Origin of the sequence: Tardiphaga sp. 813_E8_N1_3 (genome assembly GCF_051811025.1) — a bacterium.
Classification (GTDB): domain Bacteria; phylum Pseudomonadota; class Alphaproteobacteria; order Rhizobiales; family Xanthobacteraceae; genus Tardiphaga.
Genome location: NZ_JBPWQE010000001.1, coordinates 2,494,944 through 2,510,132, shown reverse-complemented (window position 1 = coordinate 2,510,132; position 15,189 = coordinate 2,494,944). Strand labels below are relative to the sequence as shown.

Here is a 15,189-nt window from a genome sequence, read left to right as displayed (position 1 = left end):
GATATCTGGAGCAAACTGGAACCAATTGCCTCCATCGGCGTTTTTGTGCTGCCGGGAGCCGTCCGGCGGCGGGGGCCATATTGAAGTTCAGTCTGCAATCCAAGCGAGTATTACGTGACCGCTGACGCCGCCCGCAGGCGAGCGCTCTGGCAAATCCTGCTGCTCTTGGCGGGATTGCTCGTGCTTGCCGCCATCAGCGCCGCCTCCGTCATCCTGGTGAATCAGGCACGCGACGATTCCAGGTGGGTGGTCCACACCGTCGAAGTCCAGAACCAGATATCGAACCTGCTGCTGGAAATCCGCCGCGCCGAAAGCGCCACGCGGGCCTATATGCTCTCCACCGGTCCGCAGTTTCTGTCCGAATACGAAACCTCGGCGGCCGCCATCCTGCCGGCCGTCGACAAGCTGATCAGTCTGGCCAACGACAATCCGGCCCAGGTCGCCAACACCGTCAAACTGCGCGCAGCCGTCGAGCAACGACTGACGGAATTCGCCAGGGGTATCGACCGCATCAAGAACAACGACATCCAGTCGAGCATCGATATCTTGCGCCGCGGCGGTGCCAATCAGGCGGTCCAGGACATTGCCAGCATCACCCGAGCGATGCGCGCCGAGGAAGGTCGCCTGTTCGTCGAACGGACCCGAACCGCAGACCAGAGCCAGCAATGGGCCTCGTGGGTCACCGTGGTCGGCTCCGGCCTGGTGGTACTCCTGGCGGCGCTGTCGATCTTCCTCGTGCGACGCTCGTCAAACGCCCGCGATGAGGCGGAGGCCAGGTTGCGCGACAGCAACATTGACCTCGAAGCCGCCGTTGAGGAGCGCACCGCCGACCTGCGCGAAGCCAACGAAGAGCTGCAGCGCTTCTCCTATATCGTCAGCCACGACCTTCGCTCGCCGCTGGTCAACATCATGGGCTTCACCAGCGAGCTCGAGGAGCTGCGCGGCGACATCTTCAGGCGTATCGCAACGCTCGCCAACGAAGAGCCCGTGGTGCCCGATGTGAACGGCGAACTGCCGGAGCCGGCGCTGCCCGAACAGGACAAGCAACTCTCCGCCGATTTCACCGAAGCGCTTGGCTTCATCAAGTCATCGATCGGGAAGATGGACCGCTTGATCAGCGCTATTCTCAATCTGACCCGCGAGGGCCGGCGGGAGTTCAAGCCGGTGAAGATCGACACCCGCGAACTCATCGAGGGCATTGCTTCCACCGTGGCGCATCAGGCAGCCGAGACCGAAACCCAGATCCGTATCGAGCCATTGCCTGACATCGAGAGCGATCGTCTCGCAATGGAACAGATCTTCGGCAACCTGATCGACAATGCGCTGAAATATCTGAAGCCCGGCGTCCCCGGCGACATTCTCGTCAAGGGCCGCACCAAGATGGGCTTTGCGATCTTCGAGATCATCGACAACGGCCGCGGCATCGATCCCCGGGATCATCAGCGCATCTTTGATCTTTTCCGCCGTGCGGGTACACAGGACAAGCCCGGCCAGGGCATCGGACTGGCCCATGTGCGCGCTTTGGTGCGACGAATGGGCGGCACCATGTCGGTGTCATCGGAACTCGGCAATGGCAGCAACTTCACCGTCACGCTGCCGGCCAGATGGACGGGGCATAACCGGGATAAACAAACATGAGCAAGCCAGTCACCATCATTATGATCGAGGACGACGAGGGTCACGCCCGTCTGATCGAACGCAACATCAGGCGCTCGGGTGTCAATAATGAGATCATCCCGTTCACCAACGGTACAGATGCCGTCAACTATCTGTTCGGCAAGGATAGCACTGGCCTCGATCACAAGGGCGAAGCCCTGCTGATCCTGCTCGACCTCAACCTGCCCGACATGACCGGGATCGATATCCTGAAGCGGGTCAAAGAGAACGAATTTCTCAAATGCGCGCCCGTCGTGGTCCTCACCACTACCGACGACGCGCAGGAAATCAAACGCTGCTACGAACTGGGCTGTAACGTCTACATCACCAAGCCTGTAAACTACGAGAGCTTCGCCAACGCAATCCGCCAGCTCGGTTTGTTTTTCTCCGTCATTCAGGTTCCGCAAGCGTCCACATGACATCTGCCACGACGCCCACGCTGCTGTATATCGATGACGACGCGGGTCTTGCGCGGCTGGTGTCACGCGGCCTGACACGGCAGGGCTTTGGCGTCGAGCATTGCGACAACGGCGAAGCCGGGATCGAGCGGATCAAGCAGGGTGGCATCGACGTCATTGCGCTCGATCAGTACATGCCGGGCCTCGACGGGCTGGAAACGCTTGAGCAGATTCAGAAGCTGCCTTCGCCGCCCCCGGTGGTGTTCGTCACGGCCTCGCAGGACAGCAAGATCGCCGTCACCGCCCTCAAAGCGGGTGCCGCCGACTATTTGGTGAAGGACACCCAGGGCGACTTCCTGCCGCTGCTGCATGTCGCCTGCACCACTGCCATCAAACAGGCCCTGATATCAAAGGCACGCGACGACGCCGAAGCCGAAGTTCACGCGTCACGCGACCGCTATGCGGCCCTCGCGGCCGAGCGAGAAATGCTGTTGCGCGAAGTCAATCATCGCGTTGGCAACTCATTGCAGATCATCGCTTCGCTGCTCCATCTGCAAGCCAATTCATCCAGCGAAGATCACGTCAAGGTGGCGCTGACCAACGCCATGGGCCGCGTCGCCGCCGTGGCGCAAGTCCATCGCCGACTGTACACGTCGCACGACCTCAACAGCGTGCTGCTCAATCAGTATCTCGAAGCCTTGCTGGAAGATCTCCGTCGCTCGGCCGAGGGCAACAGGATGTCGCGCCTGACGCTGAAGGCCGAAGCTGTCGAGATCGATCCTGACCGCGCCGTAGCCATCGGCATCATCGTCAACGAACTGGTGATGAACGCCGTCAAATACGCCTATCCCGACGGCGCCGGCCCGATCCATGTGGTGCTCACCGCGCAGGGCGACCAGCTCGAACTGTCAATCACCGATGACGGTGTTGGCCTCAATGTGAAGGTCGATCCGCGCTCCACCGGCATGGGCCAGCGCATCGTCAATGCGATGGCGAACAAGCTCGACGCCTCCGTCGAACGCGACCCCAACCACGCTGGCACGCGCATTGTGCTGCGATTCTGCGCTGTGACCAAGCCGACGGCCAAGCCGCCCGTGAGCGCTGCCGGCTAGGCCTGCCTGCACAACGGTTACCTTGAGTGCACAAATATGCCGCTCCTGCCCGCCTTGCGCGGTGTTCTCGCGTGCCTAGACTACGCCTTTCAGTCTGCTGATATTTCCTCCATTTCCAGACCTCGGATTACCATGCGCTGCCTTGTCGTAGCCGATCTCCACTATTCGCTGCCCCAGTTCGACTGGCTACTCAGCGTCGCGCCGCAATTCGACCTCGTGATCTTTGCCGGTGACGCGCTGGATATCGCGTCGGTCGTGGACTTCCGTGCGCAGATCCTGGTGGTGAAGAAGTATCTCGCTTTGCTCGCCGAGCGCACGAAGGTGATCCTGTGTTCGGGCAATCACGATCTCGACGAACGTAACGCCGAGGGCGAGAAGATCGCGCGATGGGTTGGCGATCTGAGACAACTGGGCATCGCCTGCGATGGCGACAGCCTCACCATCGGCGATACGTTATTTACGGTCTGTCCGTGGTGGGACGGTCCGCTGGTTCAGCAGCGCATCGCGCAGCAACTCAACGAAGCATCCGCACAAAACGCAAAACGCTGGATCTGGATACATCACGCACCGCCGACCAACTCACCGACGAGCTGGGGCGGCAAGCGTTACTTCGGCGATGTCGAACTGGTGCAATGGATCGAGGCGCATCGGCCCGCGATGGTGATCTCCGGCCATGTGCATGAGTCTCCGTTTGTCAAAGACGGCTCATGGTACGATCGGATTGGTGAGACCTGGGTGTTCAATGCAGGCCGCCAGTTCGGTCGGCCGCCGACTTACATCGTGCTCGACCTCGATGACGGCACAGCATTCTGGTTATCGGCGGAAGGCGCTGACCATATCGATCTGAACGCTCCGCTGCTGCGTCCGGCGTTGCCGATCAAGACCGTGCCGCCATGGCTCAGATCCTTGGATCGCCTTGATGATCCGAGTGTCGGTCCGAACCTAGCGACACCTTCGTTGGCGACAGGTTGACCATGTTTTCCAGGAGCTCACCAACCATCGACAGATGCGTACCATGGCCGGCATATTGCTGCTTGATGTCGGCGAGATAGCTCGTCGCCACATTGAGCCGCTGCGCCAGTAGCCGCGCGATCATCAGCGCGACGGTCGGGTGATCCCGCAGGAAATCCGTCGCATTCTCGAACTCATAGACTTGCGTCTCCGTCGCGGCGCGCACGTTCGCGGTATGCGGCTGTTCGAGGAGCACCGACATTTCACCGACCACAGCACCGGGTTCGGTCAAACTCGCAACCACCGTGTCGCCCTTGACGACGTCGAGCTGCCCTTCGATCAGTACGAACAAATGCCCGCTGGTCTGTCCTTCCCGGATGATCGTATCGCCCGCTGCAACGCTGTGCTTCACGCCATCGCTGCAATGATCCAGAACGGCGCGCATATCAGGCACTCCAACATGGTTGATGAAGCGTATGCTCGCCGTGACGATCGCGTGACACAAGGCCCGAATACGCCGAAATTGTCGGCAACCCGCGCATATTGGGTGCGGCAGAGCCTGTGGGACATCCCGTGCCGGCTACCGCGTCTTTCGCCCTGTTGCATTTGTTTGAGAGATAGTTATAGTTAGTTGCTTCCTTAGCAATAAGGCCCGTCCTTTCAGGCGGGCCGTTGCCATTTTAGGAGGCCTTTGCGATGAGCCGTTCCAACCGGATCGATCATATTCGCCTGACGTCGCATCCTGCGCCGGGCGCCAAGCATCACTTCCCGATCCAGTGGGGCGCACCCACCGCGCGCGAACGCGGGCCGGTCATCGGCACCGTCTCCCGCCCGCAGGACCGCAACGTCATCGGCACCCATGGGGGCTCCTATTCGGTCTATCGCGCGCTCGCGGTTTCATCCGGCGCGCTTGATCCGCTGAAGCGTCCTGACCTCACAAACACCCATCCTGCTGCTATCGTCGGGCCTTTCGGACAATGGACCGATCCCGAGAAGATCGTATCGCTTGATCCCTGGGGTCATCTCGTTGCCGAGAACTTTGCGCCCGAGATCGCCGAAGGGATCGATATCCGCCCGAGCATTGCGATCACCAAGGCGCGGCTCGATCTGCCCGAGCTGCAGGCCGCGATAGCTGGCGGTCGCCTCAAACACGACGGCGACGTCGTGCACGCCAATGGCAGCGTCTCCGTGGTCAAGATTGCCATCGATCCCGTGTGGTATCTGCCCGGTCTCGCCAAACGCTTTGATACCAGCGAGAACAATCTGCGCCGCCAGCTGTTCGAACAGACCGCGGGCATGTTCCCCGAACTCGTTACGCGGCCTGACCTGCAGGTGTTCCTGCCGCCCATCGGCGGGACTACCGCCTATCTGTTCGGCGATGTCAGCAAACTGCCGGATCACACGACAAAGATCACCTGCCGCGTCCATGACGAGTGCAACGGCTCCGACGTGTTCGGCTCCGATATCTGCACCTGCCGCCCCTATCTGATTCACGGTATCGAGGAATGCGCGCGCGCTGGCCAGTCCGGCGGTCTCGGCATCATCATCTACAACCGCAAGGAAGGCCGTGCGCTCGGCGAGGTCACCAAATTCCTCGTCTACAACGCGCGTAAGCGCCAGGAAGGCGGCGACGCCGCTGCGCAATATTTCGAGCGCACCGAATGCGTCGCCGGCGTGCAGGATGCGCGCTTCCAGCAATTGATGCCGGATGTGGTGCACTGGCTCGGCCTCAAGCGCATAGATCGCTTCATTTCCATGAGCGACATGAAGCATGATGCGCTGACCAGTCAGGGCGTCGAAATCGTCGAGCGTGTGCCGATCCCCGACGACATGATCCCGGCCGATGCGCATGTGGAGATCGCCGCCAAGAAGGCGGCCGGCTACTTCACGCCGGACCCGGTGACGCCGCAGGATCTGATCGACTCCGTCGGTCGCGGGCTTGAGAAGTATTGAGATATCAGCAGTGAATCCCCAGACCCCGGAAGCCTCTGCCGCCCTCTCTCTACTGTCAGCTCACGCCGTGCGCACCCGTGCGCAACGCATGCTGACCCTCGGCCTCGACGACAAACTTCCGAACTTCCGCATCGATCTGACGCGCATGGACGACGTGATCAATCTGGTGCTGGACACGACGCGCGCCTCCTATCCGTCGCTCGATGTCCCGTTCCATTCGCGCTGGCGTCACTTCGTCAATGCCGGCGACGATCGCTGGGCCGATGTCGCGGGCGGCATTTCATGGCCTGATCGCGCAGCACGCGGGCGCGCGGAATTCGATCTCGCCATCGCCAGCGTGTTCCTCGATGCCGGGGCCGGTCCAACCTGGCGCTATACCGATCCCCAAACCGGCGCGGCCATCGGCCGCTCCGAAGGTCTCGGTCTTGCGAGCCTCGCGATGTTCGCCGGCGGCACGTTCTCTGCCGATCCCGCGCAGCCACTGCGCGCCGATGCCAGCAAGCTTGCACAGCTCGACGTCAGCGATCTCAAGCGCGGCATGCAGGTCTCCGACACCAATCCAATGGTCGGCATCGACGGCCGCGCCGATCTGCTGCGCCGGCTTGGCGAACACGTCGCGTCGAAGCCCGATGTGTTCGGTATCAGGGATAGGCCGCGGCCCGGCGGATTGTTCGACCGCCTGGCGTCGCTGGCTGACAATGGCCGCCTACCCGCTCCCACCATCCTCTCGGAATTGCTGCTGCAACTTGGTCCGATCTGGCCGTCGCGGCTGACGCTGGACGGCATCGCGCTGGGTGATTGCTGGAAGCATCCAGCGATGACGACCTCGGATGCGACGAGCGGCCTTGTGCCCCTGCACAAGCTGTCGCAATGGCTGGCCTATTCGCTGATCGAACCACTGCAGACCGCAGGCATCGATGTGACCGATATCGACGGGCTCACGGGATTGGCCGAATATCGCAATGGTGGCCTTTTCGTTGATGGTGGCGTCCTGAAATTCCGCGATCCTGCTGACGCCACGCGTGAGCACGACGTATCGTCGCCGCTGGTCGTGGAATGGCGGGCACTGACCGTGGCGCTACTTGACCGCGTCGCCGGCGGCCTGCGACAAAGACTGAAGCTCGACGCGACGTCGCTGCCGCTGGCCAAGGTGCTCGAAGGAGGCACATGGGTCGCCGGCCGCATCCTGGCGCGCGAGCGCCGCGAGGATCATTCGCCGCCGGTGAAGGTCATCAGCGACGGTACGGTTTTCTAGATCAAAGACGGTTTTACACTCTCGCAACGGATGAGGTTCATGGACGGCGTCACGATCGTTAATCACCCGCTGGTGCAGCACAAGCTGACGCTGATCCGCGACAAGAACCGCTCGACCAAGGGCTTTCGCGAACTCCTCAACGAAATTGGCATGTTGCTGTGCTACGAGGTGACGCGCGACCTGCCGCTCACCGATGTCGAGATCGAAACGCCGATCATGAAGATGACCGGCAAGGAAATCGCCGGCAAGAAGCTGGTCTTCGCACCGATCCTTCGCGCAGGCCTCTCTTTCGTCGAAGGCATGATCGGCCTCGTCCCATCAGCGCGTATCGCGCATATCGGCCTCTATCGCGATCCCGAAACGTTTGTGGCCGTGGAATACTTCTTCAAGGCTCCCACCAATCTCGACGAGCGCCTGGTGATCGTCATCGATCCGATGCTGGCAACGGCGAACACGGCGGTGGCCGCCATCGATCGCATCAAGGAACGCGGCGCCAAGGACATCCGCTTCGTCTGCCTGCTGGCGGCGCCGGAAGGCATCGAACGCCTGCGCGGCTATCATCCGGACGTGCCGATCTGGACCGCGGCCATCGACGACCGGCTCAACGACCACGCCTATATCGAGCCGGGTCTCGGCGATGCCGGTGACCGTGCTTACGGCACCAGGTAACGACGCGCGGCGATACGCGGGCGGCTCCCACCGCGCGCGCTTCCCTGGACAGCGGCTCAGTTGATCATCAGTAACCAGGGCATCACGACCAGCAGCAAGCCGGCGAAATAGATCAGCCCGAAGATCAGGCCGAACTTCCAGAAGTCGGCCTTGCCTATATAACCGCTGCCAAAATACATCGGCGCCGGTCCGGTGGCATAGGGCGAGATCACGCCCATCAAGCCGAGCGAATAGATACAGAGCAATGTCAGAGTCGACATTGGGATTCCGGGAACGCTCGACCCTACCGCGAGCACGACAGGCAGCATCGTCGCCGCGTGCGCCGTAATGCTCGAGAAAAAATAGTGGATCCAGAAGAAGATCGAGACCAGCAGGATCATCGCGATGGTCGGGCTGAATGTGGCGAGTGGAGCCGCCAGGCCGGCGGCAGCCCATTTGATGAAGCCGATATCGTTGAGGCCGGATGATAACGTCAGCAGCGATGTGAAGTAGAAAAACACCTCCCACGCTGCTTTCTCGGCGATGATGTCGGAAAACGTGATCACGCCGGTGACGAGCATCAGCGAGATCACAACGAACACCACCATGGTCGCATTGATGAAGTTCGAACCGACGCCAGGCAACGAGATGTCGGGATTGGATCCGGTGATCCACAGGAACATCGCAAGCACCACCAGTCCGGCCATGATCCATTCACTGCGCGACAACGCCCCCATCGACGCGAGTTCGCTCGCGCTCCACGCCACGATCTCCGGGCTTTCTTTCACCTCTGGTCGGCAAATTGCGTAGCTCAGCAGTGGCAGAAGCAAAATAAGCGGCACGCCGAGCGGCGCGAAACCGATGAACCACTGTGACCAGCCTACGTCCACACTCACGATCTTCTTGGCGATGCTCAGTGCAGCCGCATTGGGCGCAAGTGCGGTGAGGAACATCGAGCTCGTGACTGCAGTCGCCGCGAATGCGGTCCACATCACATAGGTTCCGATCTTGCCGGCTGTCGGACCCGGCTCCGATCCGTAGATCTTCGGGATGTTGCTGACAATCGGATAGACTGTGCCGCCGCTGCGCGCGGTGTTCGATGGCGTCGCCGGCGCGAGAACCAGATCGGACAGCGCAACGGCGTAACCCAGTCCCACCGTGTTGCGCCCGAGGCCGCGAACCAGCAGCAAGGCCAGACGCCTGCCAAGACCGCTCTTGCGATAGCCGATCGAGAATACGAAGGCGCCGACGATCAGCCACACCGTGCTTTCGGAGAATCCGCTCAGCATCCAGCGCAGCGACTTGTTAGGATCGTGTTCGACATATCCCATCACGCCCGCAAAGGTCAGACCGATCAGACCGACCGCGCCAACGGGCATGGACTCCAAAATCAGGCCGGTAATCACCGCAGCGAAAACCGCAAAATAATGCCACTGATTTGTGACAAGCCCCGCCGGGATCGGGGTGACGTACAGCACCAGCCAGACGGCCAAAGGTGCGATCTTCTTCCAGCTCAATGACACAGCCCATCCTCCCGCGAACTGATCTGCCGTGCCTGCGACACACGTCTTGCAACGTAACACCAGTTTTTGCCTGCCGAGCAATCGGCCACACGAGCTGCGCTGTATGTATCACCATGTTAAAGCGTGCTGCTCTCTCCCTTCGCATCCGCAACAAGCGTCGCGCTGGCATGCAGCCGCGTCACGCTCGGCGTCCCCCCTGCGGGGTGGGTGAAGCTGCCGATCACGAGCACATTCCGCTCGCGCAGGGATGCCAGTGTGCGGGCGAGGCGCAAATGGTGCGCGGGTCCCAGATGGGTCTGGATCGCACGCCTGGCGGCGTCCATTGCATCTATCTGGCTCGGCAAAAGCGGTGATCTCAAAATCCAGAAAGACTCGGACCTTGGCCGGCGGGTTTCTGCCAAGCCGCCCTGGCAACCGTCCCGAGATTTCAGCGTGCCGAACTGACGCGCTTCTCCTCGCCGCTATGCGACGGCACGGATTGGCTGTCGACCACGGCACGCCCCTGCGTGATTAGCCGTGCGCCGCGCTGATCCAGCGTGTGGATCCACAGCCAGTTGATCGCAACCGCAAGACGATTACGCAGCCCGATCAGGAAGTAGATATGGGCAATGCCCCAGATCCACCACGCCAGCGCGCCGCGTAGCCTGACGCGGCCGAAGTCGATCACGGCGAGCTTCTTGCCGATCTGTGCGAGACTGCCGTCGTGCGAATAGCGAAACGGCGCGGGTGTCTCACCACGCAAACGTTGTTTGATTGCTGACGCCACATAGCGCCCTTCCTGCTTGGCGGCCGGGGCAATGCCGGGTACCGGCTTGCCATCAGGGGCAGCAATGCTCACGGTGTCACCGACAGCGAATATCGCGGGATGCCCCGGCACTGTGAGATCCGGATTGACCTGCAGACGTCCGGCACGATCGGCGGCCACATTCAGCCATTCAGCAGCCGGCGACGCGCGCACGCCTGCCGCCCAGATGATCGTCCTGGCGCCGAGTGTCTTGTCGCCATAGACAACGCCATCGATGTTACAATCCGACACCGCATGTCCGAGCGCGACTTCGACGCCGAGTTTCTCCAGCGAGCGTTGCGCATAGGCCGACAGTTCTTCGGGGAACCCCGCAAGCACCCGCGACCCCGCTTCGATCAGCACCACGCGGGTCTCGCGCGTATCGATATTGCGGAAGTCCTCCGGCAAGGTCACGCGCGCCAGCTCGGCGATGGTGCCGGCGAGCTCGACGCCGGTTGGTCCGGCGCCGATGATCACGAAGGTGAGCAGCGCCGCGCGCTTCGCAGGGTCGCTCTCGCGTTCGGCGCGCTCGAAGGCTGTAAGGATACGGCGACGGATGGTCGTCGCATCTTCCAGCGTCTTCAGGCCCGGCGCGAACGGCTCCCATTCGTCATGGCCGAAGTAAGCGTGACCAGCCCCCGTGGCGAGCACCAGGGTGTCATAGGGCAGCGCCTGCCGGTCATCGAGCAGCACCCGGCGCGCCGCCGCGTCTACGCCGGTCACGGTGCCGAGCAGTGTCGTCACATCCTTGCGTCCACGCAACAGATAACGGATCGGCCAGGCGATCTCCGACGTTGCCAGCGACGCGGTCGCGACCTGATACAGTAGCGGCTGAAATAGATGATGATTGCGGCGATCGACAATGGTGATGCTGACGTCTGCGCCGGTCAGCCGATACACCGTCTCCAACCCGCCGAAGCCGGCTCCGACAACGACCACGCGATGAGGTGTTGTCGCTCTGATCGATGCCTTGCCGTCGATTGTCACGATATTCGTCATGGTGAACAGGCTCCCTGCCTGCATCCTGATAGCTATGTCCGTCGCCCGAACAATCAAGCAACAATCAGGCGTGCCAGGCCGGTTGTTGAGCGGTTCCAGATTGATCAGCGCGCGTTGGCGTCAGTGTGCCCTGCGCGGCCAGGACCGATCCAATAAGTAAGCCAAATACCGGGCATAAGCATTGCTTGGTTCGTGGTCCCGATCCCCGAGGCTACATCAATCCGCTCGGCGCTTGTCGAGCGCAGAGACCGTCGCCCGGGCGGCCTCGGCCTGCTATGCTGTCCGCATGAGCTCACGCGACTCCGCCTCGTCCGAGGTCACGCCCGAACTGCTGCTGCGCGCCTATGCCTGCGGCATCTTCCCGATGTCGGAAAGCGCCGACGATCCCGGCCTGTTCTGGGTCGAGCCCGAGATGCGCGGCGTCATTCCGCTGGATGGTTTTCGCATCAGTTCACGTCTCGCCCGCACCGTGCGCTCCGACGTTTTCACGGTGACCGTCAACACCGCCTTCAAGCGCGTGATGGCCGAATGTGCCGCGCCAAAGCCGGGCCGCGAGGATACCTGGATCAACACGCGTATCCGCGATCTCTATGGTGAGCTTCATGAGATGGGCCACGCGCACAGCGTCGAAGTCTGGCAGGACAATACTTTGGCCGGTGGGCTCTATGGCGTCTCGCTCGGCCGCGCCTTCTTCGGCGAGAGCATGTTTCACCACGCACGCGATGCTTCCAAAGTGGCGCTGGTGCATCTCGTAGCGCGGTTGCTCGCCGGCGGCTTCAAGCTGCTCGACACGCAATACGTCACCGATCACCTGCTGTCATTCGGCGCGCAGGAAGTCCCCCGTGCGCGCTATCGCAAGCTGCTCGACGCATCGCTCGACGGCATCGCGGAGTTCGACAGACTGCCGGTAGATTTTCCGCTCAAGGGCGCGACGGTGCTGGACATCATCACGGGACGGAACGACGCCTCTTAAGACGCCCCGTAGCGTTTACTGCCGGAACGCGGGGAAGCCCGGCGGCGGCTGCAGGGGCTGCTGCTGGGCGCGCGGCTGCTGCTTCGGCGGGGCGCGCTTCTGGGCCGGCGGCGGCGCGCGTGGTGCTTCGGGCTGTGTCGTCGCAACGGTGGCTTCCGGCTGCTTACAGTCGGTCAGCCAGATGTCGTAGATAGGATGCTCGACGCCGTGCAGGCCGGGGCTGGCCGCGAACATCCAGCCTGAGAAGATCCGCTTCACTTCACCCTGCAGCGTGATTTCGTCGACCTCGACGAAGGCGTCTGTATTCGCGGCCTCAGTGGCCGGACGCGTGTAGCAGGCGTCGGTCTTCACCCGGAGCGCGCCGAACTGCACGGTCTCGCCAATGTCGGCGTCGAAATTGATGATACGGCCGGTGATTTTGTCCAATCCCGAGAAGCTCGCCTTCTTGTTGACGATCTTCTGCGCCGGCGGCTCGGTCACCACCTCGTCGCCGGGCTGCAGTGTCGCAGGCGTCGGCGGCGCCACCTTCGGCGGCTGGCGGCCACCGGGAGTGGCGGCGGGCGGCGCATTGGCGACGCCGGGCTGTTGCTGCCCTGGCGCGGCCGGCTGCAGGGCCTGTCCCTGCCCCGGCGGATTCTGCGGAACGACCGTGGTGTTGCTGCCGGGCGGCGGTGCCAGCGGCTGCGACTGCACGGCGCCCGGCGGCGGCGCGCCCATGCCCGGACGCGTCGGCAGGAGACGGCCCTGCGGCAGTTCCGGCACCTCTTCCTCGTCGTCCATGGGCGGCGGCGGTTGCTGGCCACGCGGCACGGCACCCGGCGGCCGTGGCGGCGTGTCACCGAACAGCGGACCAAACTGCGCCTGCGCAGGTGCAGGCGACAGTGAGGTGGCGGCCAAAAGGGCCGCAAATCCGGCAAGGGTCAGGGTTCGAAACATGCGGCGCGGCTCAATCGAGAATCAGGCTCGCGACATTGTATTTGAATGGCCGCGTAATCGCCTCCGGTTAACACGTGGAATGCGGCGGCGAAAGGGCACCCTGCTCCCCATACCGCCCGGCTGGTCAGGTCATTCTCCCCGTGAAATAGTCCACATCAGGCAGGCGCGCGATGCGCGACCGGCCATTAATCCGGAACAAACCGGAGCATGGGGAGAGCATTCAATATGGCTGATGGAATCCGTCTGGACGGTAGGGTAGCCGTCGTTACCGGCGCGGCCGGGGTGATTGGCACCGAGACCATCAAACTACTGGCGGCGCGCGGCGCCAGGATCGTCGCGGTGGATCGCGATGCCGGCGCATTGCAGCGCGCGGTCGCAGAACTCCCCGCCTCCGCCGAAGCGCTCGCTCTCACAGCCGACGTGACGAGCGAGGAAGACGTCATCGGCTATGTCGCCGCCGCCGTGAAGCGCTTCGGCACCATCGACATCTTCTACAACAATGCCGGGATCGAAGGCACGATCACGCCCATCGTGAAGATGTCGCTTACCGACTTCCGGCGGGTACTCGACGTCAATGTGGTCGGCGTCTTTCTCGGCATGAAACACGTGCTGCCGGTGATGCTGAAGGCCAACAAGGGGTCGATCATCAACACTGCGTCCATCGCCGGCGTCATCGGCTCGGCCGAAGTCGCCGTCTACAGCGCCAGCAAACACGCAGTGATAGGCCTCACCAAGAGCGCGGCGCAGGAATGCACCGGCACCAATGTACGTGTGAACTGCGTTTGCCCCGGCCTGATCGACAGCCGCATGCTGAGTGCGATTGTGGACGCACGCGTCGGCCGCGGCGCGCCTGCCCCAGTCGAGAAGGTTGTCGATCGCGTGCCGCAGCGCCGGCTCGGCCTCGCCAGGGAAGTCGCCCCGATCGTCGCCTTCCTCGCCTCCGACGATGCGAGCTACGTCACCGGCTCCGCCTACACGGTCGACGGCGGCCGCACCTCCGCCTAAACATCTAAAAACCAAGAGCAGATCACATGCCCGTCGTTCTCGATCCCGATGCCGCCGCCGTCCTCAACGTGTTTCGCGATGCCGGCCGTCCGCCCTATGAGACCATCTCGCCCCAGGAAGCGCGCGAGTGGTATTTGAAAGCGCGCCCCGTCGCCAATCCCGAACCGCCTGAGCTGGCCTCCGTCACCTCCATGACGGTGCCCGGCCCGGCCGGTGCTATTCCCGTGCGCCTCTACACACCAAAGACCCTGCGGAAAAAGGATGGCATGTCGCCGTGCCTGGTGTTCTTCCATGGCGGCGGCTGGGTGATCGGCGATCTCGACTCCCACGACGTGGTGTGTCGCATTCTCGCGCATGAAGGCGAGATGATCGTGACCTCGGTCGACTATCGCCTCGCGCCGGAGAACAAGTTTCCGGCAGCCATCGACGACGCCATTGCTGCGACGCGCTGGATTTCCGACAATGCCGTGCAGCTCAATGTGGATGCGAAGCAGATCAGCGTCGGCGGCGACAGCGCCGGCGGCAATCTTGCAGCCATCGTAGCCATCGATGCGCGGGACAATGGCGGGCCGAAGCTTGCCGGCCAATTGCTGATCTATCCCGCCACCGATTTTCGCATGAGCCATCCCTCGCACAGCGAGCCGGAGACGAGTTGCCTTCTGACGCACAATGTCATTCGCTGGTTCGCCGACCACTATCTCACCAGCAAGGCTGACGTGGACAACTGGCGGGCGTCACCTGCCCGCATGGACAAGCTCGCGGGCCTGCCGCCGGCCTATGTCATGACCGCCGGTGCCGATCCGCTGCGCGACGAAGGCGATGAATATGCCAGGCGCCTGTCCGACGCGGGCGTGGCCGTGGAATATAAGACCTATCCCGGCCAATTCCACGGCTTCATCACCATGGGCAAGATCCTGCTCAAGGCGAATACGGCACTCCATGAGATGGGGGAATGGCTGAAAGGGTTGGGCTAGCGCGCTGACGGCGCCCCAGGAG

15 protein-coding genes are annotated in these 15,189 nt (G+C 62.5%); 10 read left to right on the top strand and 5 right to left on the bottom strand.

The window, feature by feature from the left end; translation table 11 throughout:
* Window positions 1-114: 114 nt before the first annotated feature.
* From AB8A33_RS11975 to AB8A33_RS11960, 4 genes are all read left to right on the top strand, one after another.
* Window positions 115-1,638, top strand: a complete 1,524-nt coding sequence (locus AB8A33_RS11975; RefSeq protein ID WP_439092958.1) for a sensor histidine kinase — start codon at window positions 115-117, stop codon at window positions 1,636-1,638.
* Complete coding sequence (locus AB8A33_RS11970) at window positions 1,635-2,075, top strand: response regulator (protein WP_089264105.1); 441 nt, start codon at window positions 1,635-1,637, stop codon at window positions 2,073-2,075. Before AB8A33_RS11975 ends, AB8A33_RS11970 begins: the two co-directional genes overlap by 4 nt.
* Window positions 2,072-3,166 carry a response regulator gene (locus tag AB8A33_RS11965; protein WP_439092957.1) on the top strand — a complete coding sequence of 365 codons (1,095 nt, stop codon included), beginning with the start codon at window positions 2,072-2,074 and terminating at the stop codon, window positions 3,164-3,166. The genes AB8A33_RS11970 and AB8A33_RS11965 overlap by 4 nt, the downstream gene beginning before the upstream one ends.
* 132 nt (window positions 3,167-3,298) lie before the next feature.
* Window positions 3,299-4,138 (top strand): metallophosphoesterase family protein, encoded by an 840-nt coding sequence (locus AB8A33_RS11960; RefSeq protein WP_439092955.1) that lies wholly within the window; start codon window positions 3,299-3,301, stop codon window positions 4,136-4,138.
* On the opposite strand, the gene AB8A33_RS11955 is transcribed toward AB8A33_RS11960, so the two are convergent.
* Entirely contained in the window at window positions 4,065-4,562 is a 498-nt protein-coding gene (locus AB8A33_RS11955) for a Crp/Fnr family transcriptional regulator (RefSeq protein ID WP_439092954.1), read from the bottom strand. The genes AB8A33_RS11960 and AB8A33_RS11955 overlap by 74 nt on opposite strands.
* Window positions 4,563-4,813: 251 nt before the next feature.
* Here AB8A33_RS11955 and AB8A33_RS11950 point away from each other — a divergent pair, with 251 nt between their 5' ends.
* Genes AB8A33_RS11950 through upp form a run of 3 tightly spaced genes read left to right on the top strand, consistent with a single transcriptional unit; the run spans window position 4,814 to window position 7,994 of the window.
* Entirely contained in the window at window positions 4,814-6,070 is a 1,257-nt protein-coding gene (locus tag AB8A33_RS11950; RefSeq protein WP_439092953.1) for a GTP cyclohydrolase II, read from the top strand.
* A 10-nt stretch (window positions 6,071-6,080) separates the two neighbouring features.
* On the top strand, window positions 6,081-7,325 hold the full coding sequence (locus AB8A33_RS11945; protein WP_439092952.1) for a URC4/urg3 family protein: 1,245 nt from the start codon (window positions 6,081-6,083) through the stop codon (window positions 7,323-7,325).
* A 39-nt stretch (window positions 7,326-7,364) separates the two neighbouring features.
* The gene (gene upp / locus AB8A33_RS11940) at window positions 7,365-7,994 is read left to right on the top strand and encodes a uracil phosphoribosyltransferase (protein WP_068736713.1); all 630 of its coding nucleotides are present in this window, start codon (window positions 7,365-7,367) and stop codon (window positions 7,992-7,994) included.
* A gap of 56 nt (window positions 7,995-8,050) precedes the next feature.
* Here upp and AB8A33_RS11935 read toward each other — a convergent pair whose 3' ends face one another.
* The 3 genes from AB8A33_RS11935 to AB8A33_RS11925 all read right to left on the bottom strand — a co-directional run bounded on the left by AB8A33_RS11935 (window position 8,051) and on the right by AB8A33_RS11925 (window position 11,279).
* Entirely contained in the window at window positions 8,051-9,496 is a 1,446-nt protein-coding gene (locus tag AB8A33_RS11935; protein WP_439092950.1) for a DASS family sodium-coupled anion symporter, read from the bottom strand.
* 116 nt (window positions 9,497-9,612) lie between these two features.
* Window positions 9,613-9,819: a hypothetical protein gene (locus AB8A33_RS11930; protein ID WP_439092948.1), complete on the bottom strand. Its 207-nt coding sequence runs from the start codon at window positions 9,817-9,819 to the stop codon at window positions 9,613-9,615.
* 104 nt (window positions 9,820-9,923) lie between these two features.
* A complete protein-coding gene (locus AB8A33_RS11925; protein WP_439092947.1) occupies window positions 9,924-11,279 on the bottom strand; it encodes an NAD(P)/FAD-dependent oxidoreductase in 1,356 nt (451 codons plus the stop codon).
* 286 nt (window positions 11,280-11,565) lie between these two features.
* Between AB8A33_RS11925 and aat the strand changes: the two genes are divergently transcribed.
* Window positions 11,566-12,252 (top strand): leucyl/phenylalanyl-tRNA--protein transferase, encoded by a 687-nt coding sequence (gene aat / locus AB8A33_RS11920; RefSeq protein ID WP_439092946.1) that lies wholly within the window; start codon window positions 11,566-11,568, stop codon window positions 12,250-12,252.
* A 15-nt stretch (window positions 12,253-12,267) separates the two neighbouring features.
* Here the strand turns inward: aat and AB8A33_RS11915 are convergent, their stop codons facing one another.
* Complete coding sequence (locus tag AB8A33_RS11915) at window positions 12,268-13,188, bottom strand: DUF2155 domain-containing protein (RefSeq protein WP_439092945.1); 921 nt, start codon at window positions 13,186-13,188, stop codon at window positions 12,268-12,270.
* 225 nt (window positions 13,189-13,413) lie between these two features.
* On the opposite strand from AB8A33_RS11915, the gene AB8A33_RS11910 reads away from it, so the two are divergent.
* Entirely contained in the window at window positions 13,414-14,193 is a 780-nt protein-coding gene (locus AB8A33_RS11910) for an SDR family NAD(P)-dependent oxidoreductase (RefSeq protein WP_439092944.1), read from the top strand.
* 26 nt (window positions 14,194-14,219) lie between these two features.
* Entirely contained in the window at window positions 14,220-15,167 is a 948-nt protein-coding gene (locus AB8A33_RS11905) for an alpha/beta hydrolase (protein ID WP_439092943.1), read from the top strand.
* Window positions 15,168-15,189: the final 22 nt, after the last annotated feature.

Coding starts and splice junctions, on each gene's coding strand:
- AB8A33_RS11925 (WP_439092947.1), bottom strand. CDS start 11,279: ATGACGAATATCGTGACAATCGACGGCAAGGCATCGATCAGAGCGACA.
- upp (WP_068736713.1), top strand. CDS start 7,365: ATGGACGGCGTCACGATCGTTAATCACCCGCTGGTGCAGCACAAGCTG.
- AB8A33_RS11950 (WP_439092953.1), top strand. CDS start 4,814: ATGAGCCGTTCCAACCGGATCGATCATATTCGCCTGACGTCGCATCCT.
- AB8A33_RS11965 (WP_439092957.1), top strand. CDS start 2,072: ATGACATCTGCCACGACGCCCACGCTGCTGTATATCGATGACGACGCG.
- aat (WP_439092946.1), top strand. CDS start 11,566: ATGAGCTCACGCGACTCCGCCTCGTCCGAGGTCACGCCCGAACTGCTG.
- AB8A33_RS11955 (WP_439092954.1), bottom strand. CDS start 4,562: ATGCGCGCCGTTCTGGATCATTGCAGCGATGGCGTGAAGCACAGCGTT.
- AB8A33_RS11930 (WP_439092948.1), bottom strand. CDS start 9,819: ATGGACGCCGCCAGGCGTGCGATCCAGACCCATCTGGGACCCGCGCAC.
- AB8A33_RS11915 (WP_439092945.1), bottom strand. CDS start 13,188: ATGTTTCGAACCCTGACCCTTGCCGGATTTGCGGCCCTTTTGGCCGCC.
- AB8A33_RS11970 (WP_089264105.1), top strand. CDS start 1,635: ATGAGCAAGCCAGTCACCATCATTATGATCGAGGACGACGAGGGTCAC.
- AB8A33_RS11960 (WP_439092955.1), top strand. CDS start 3,299: ATGCGCTGCCTTGTCGTAGCCGATCTCCACTATTCGCTGCCCCAGTTC.
- AB8A33_RS11910 (WP_439092944.1), top strand. CDS start 13,414: ATGGCTGATGGAATCCGTCTGGACGGTAGGGTAGCCGTCGTTACCGGC.
- AB8A33_RS11905 (WP_439092943.1), top strand. CDS start 14,220: ATGCCCGTCGTTCTCGATCCCGATGCCGCCGCCGTCCTCAACGTGTTT.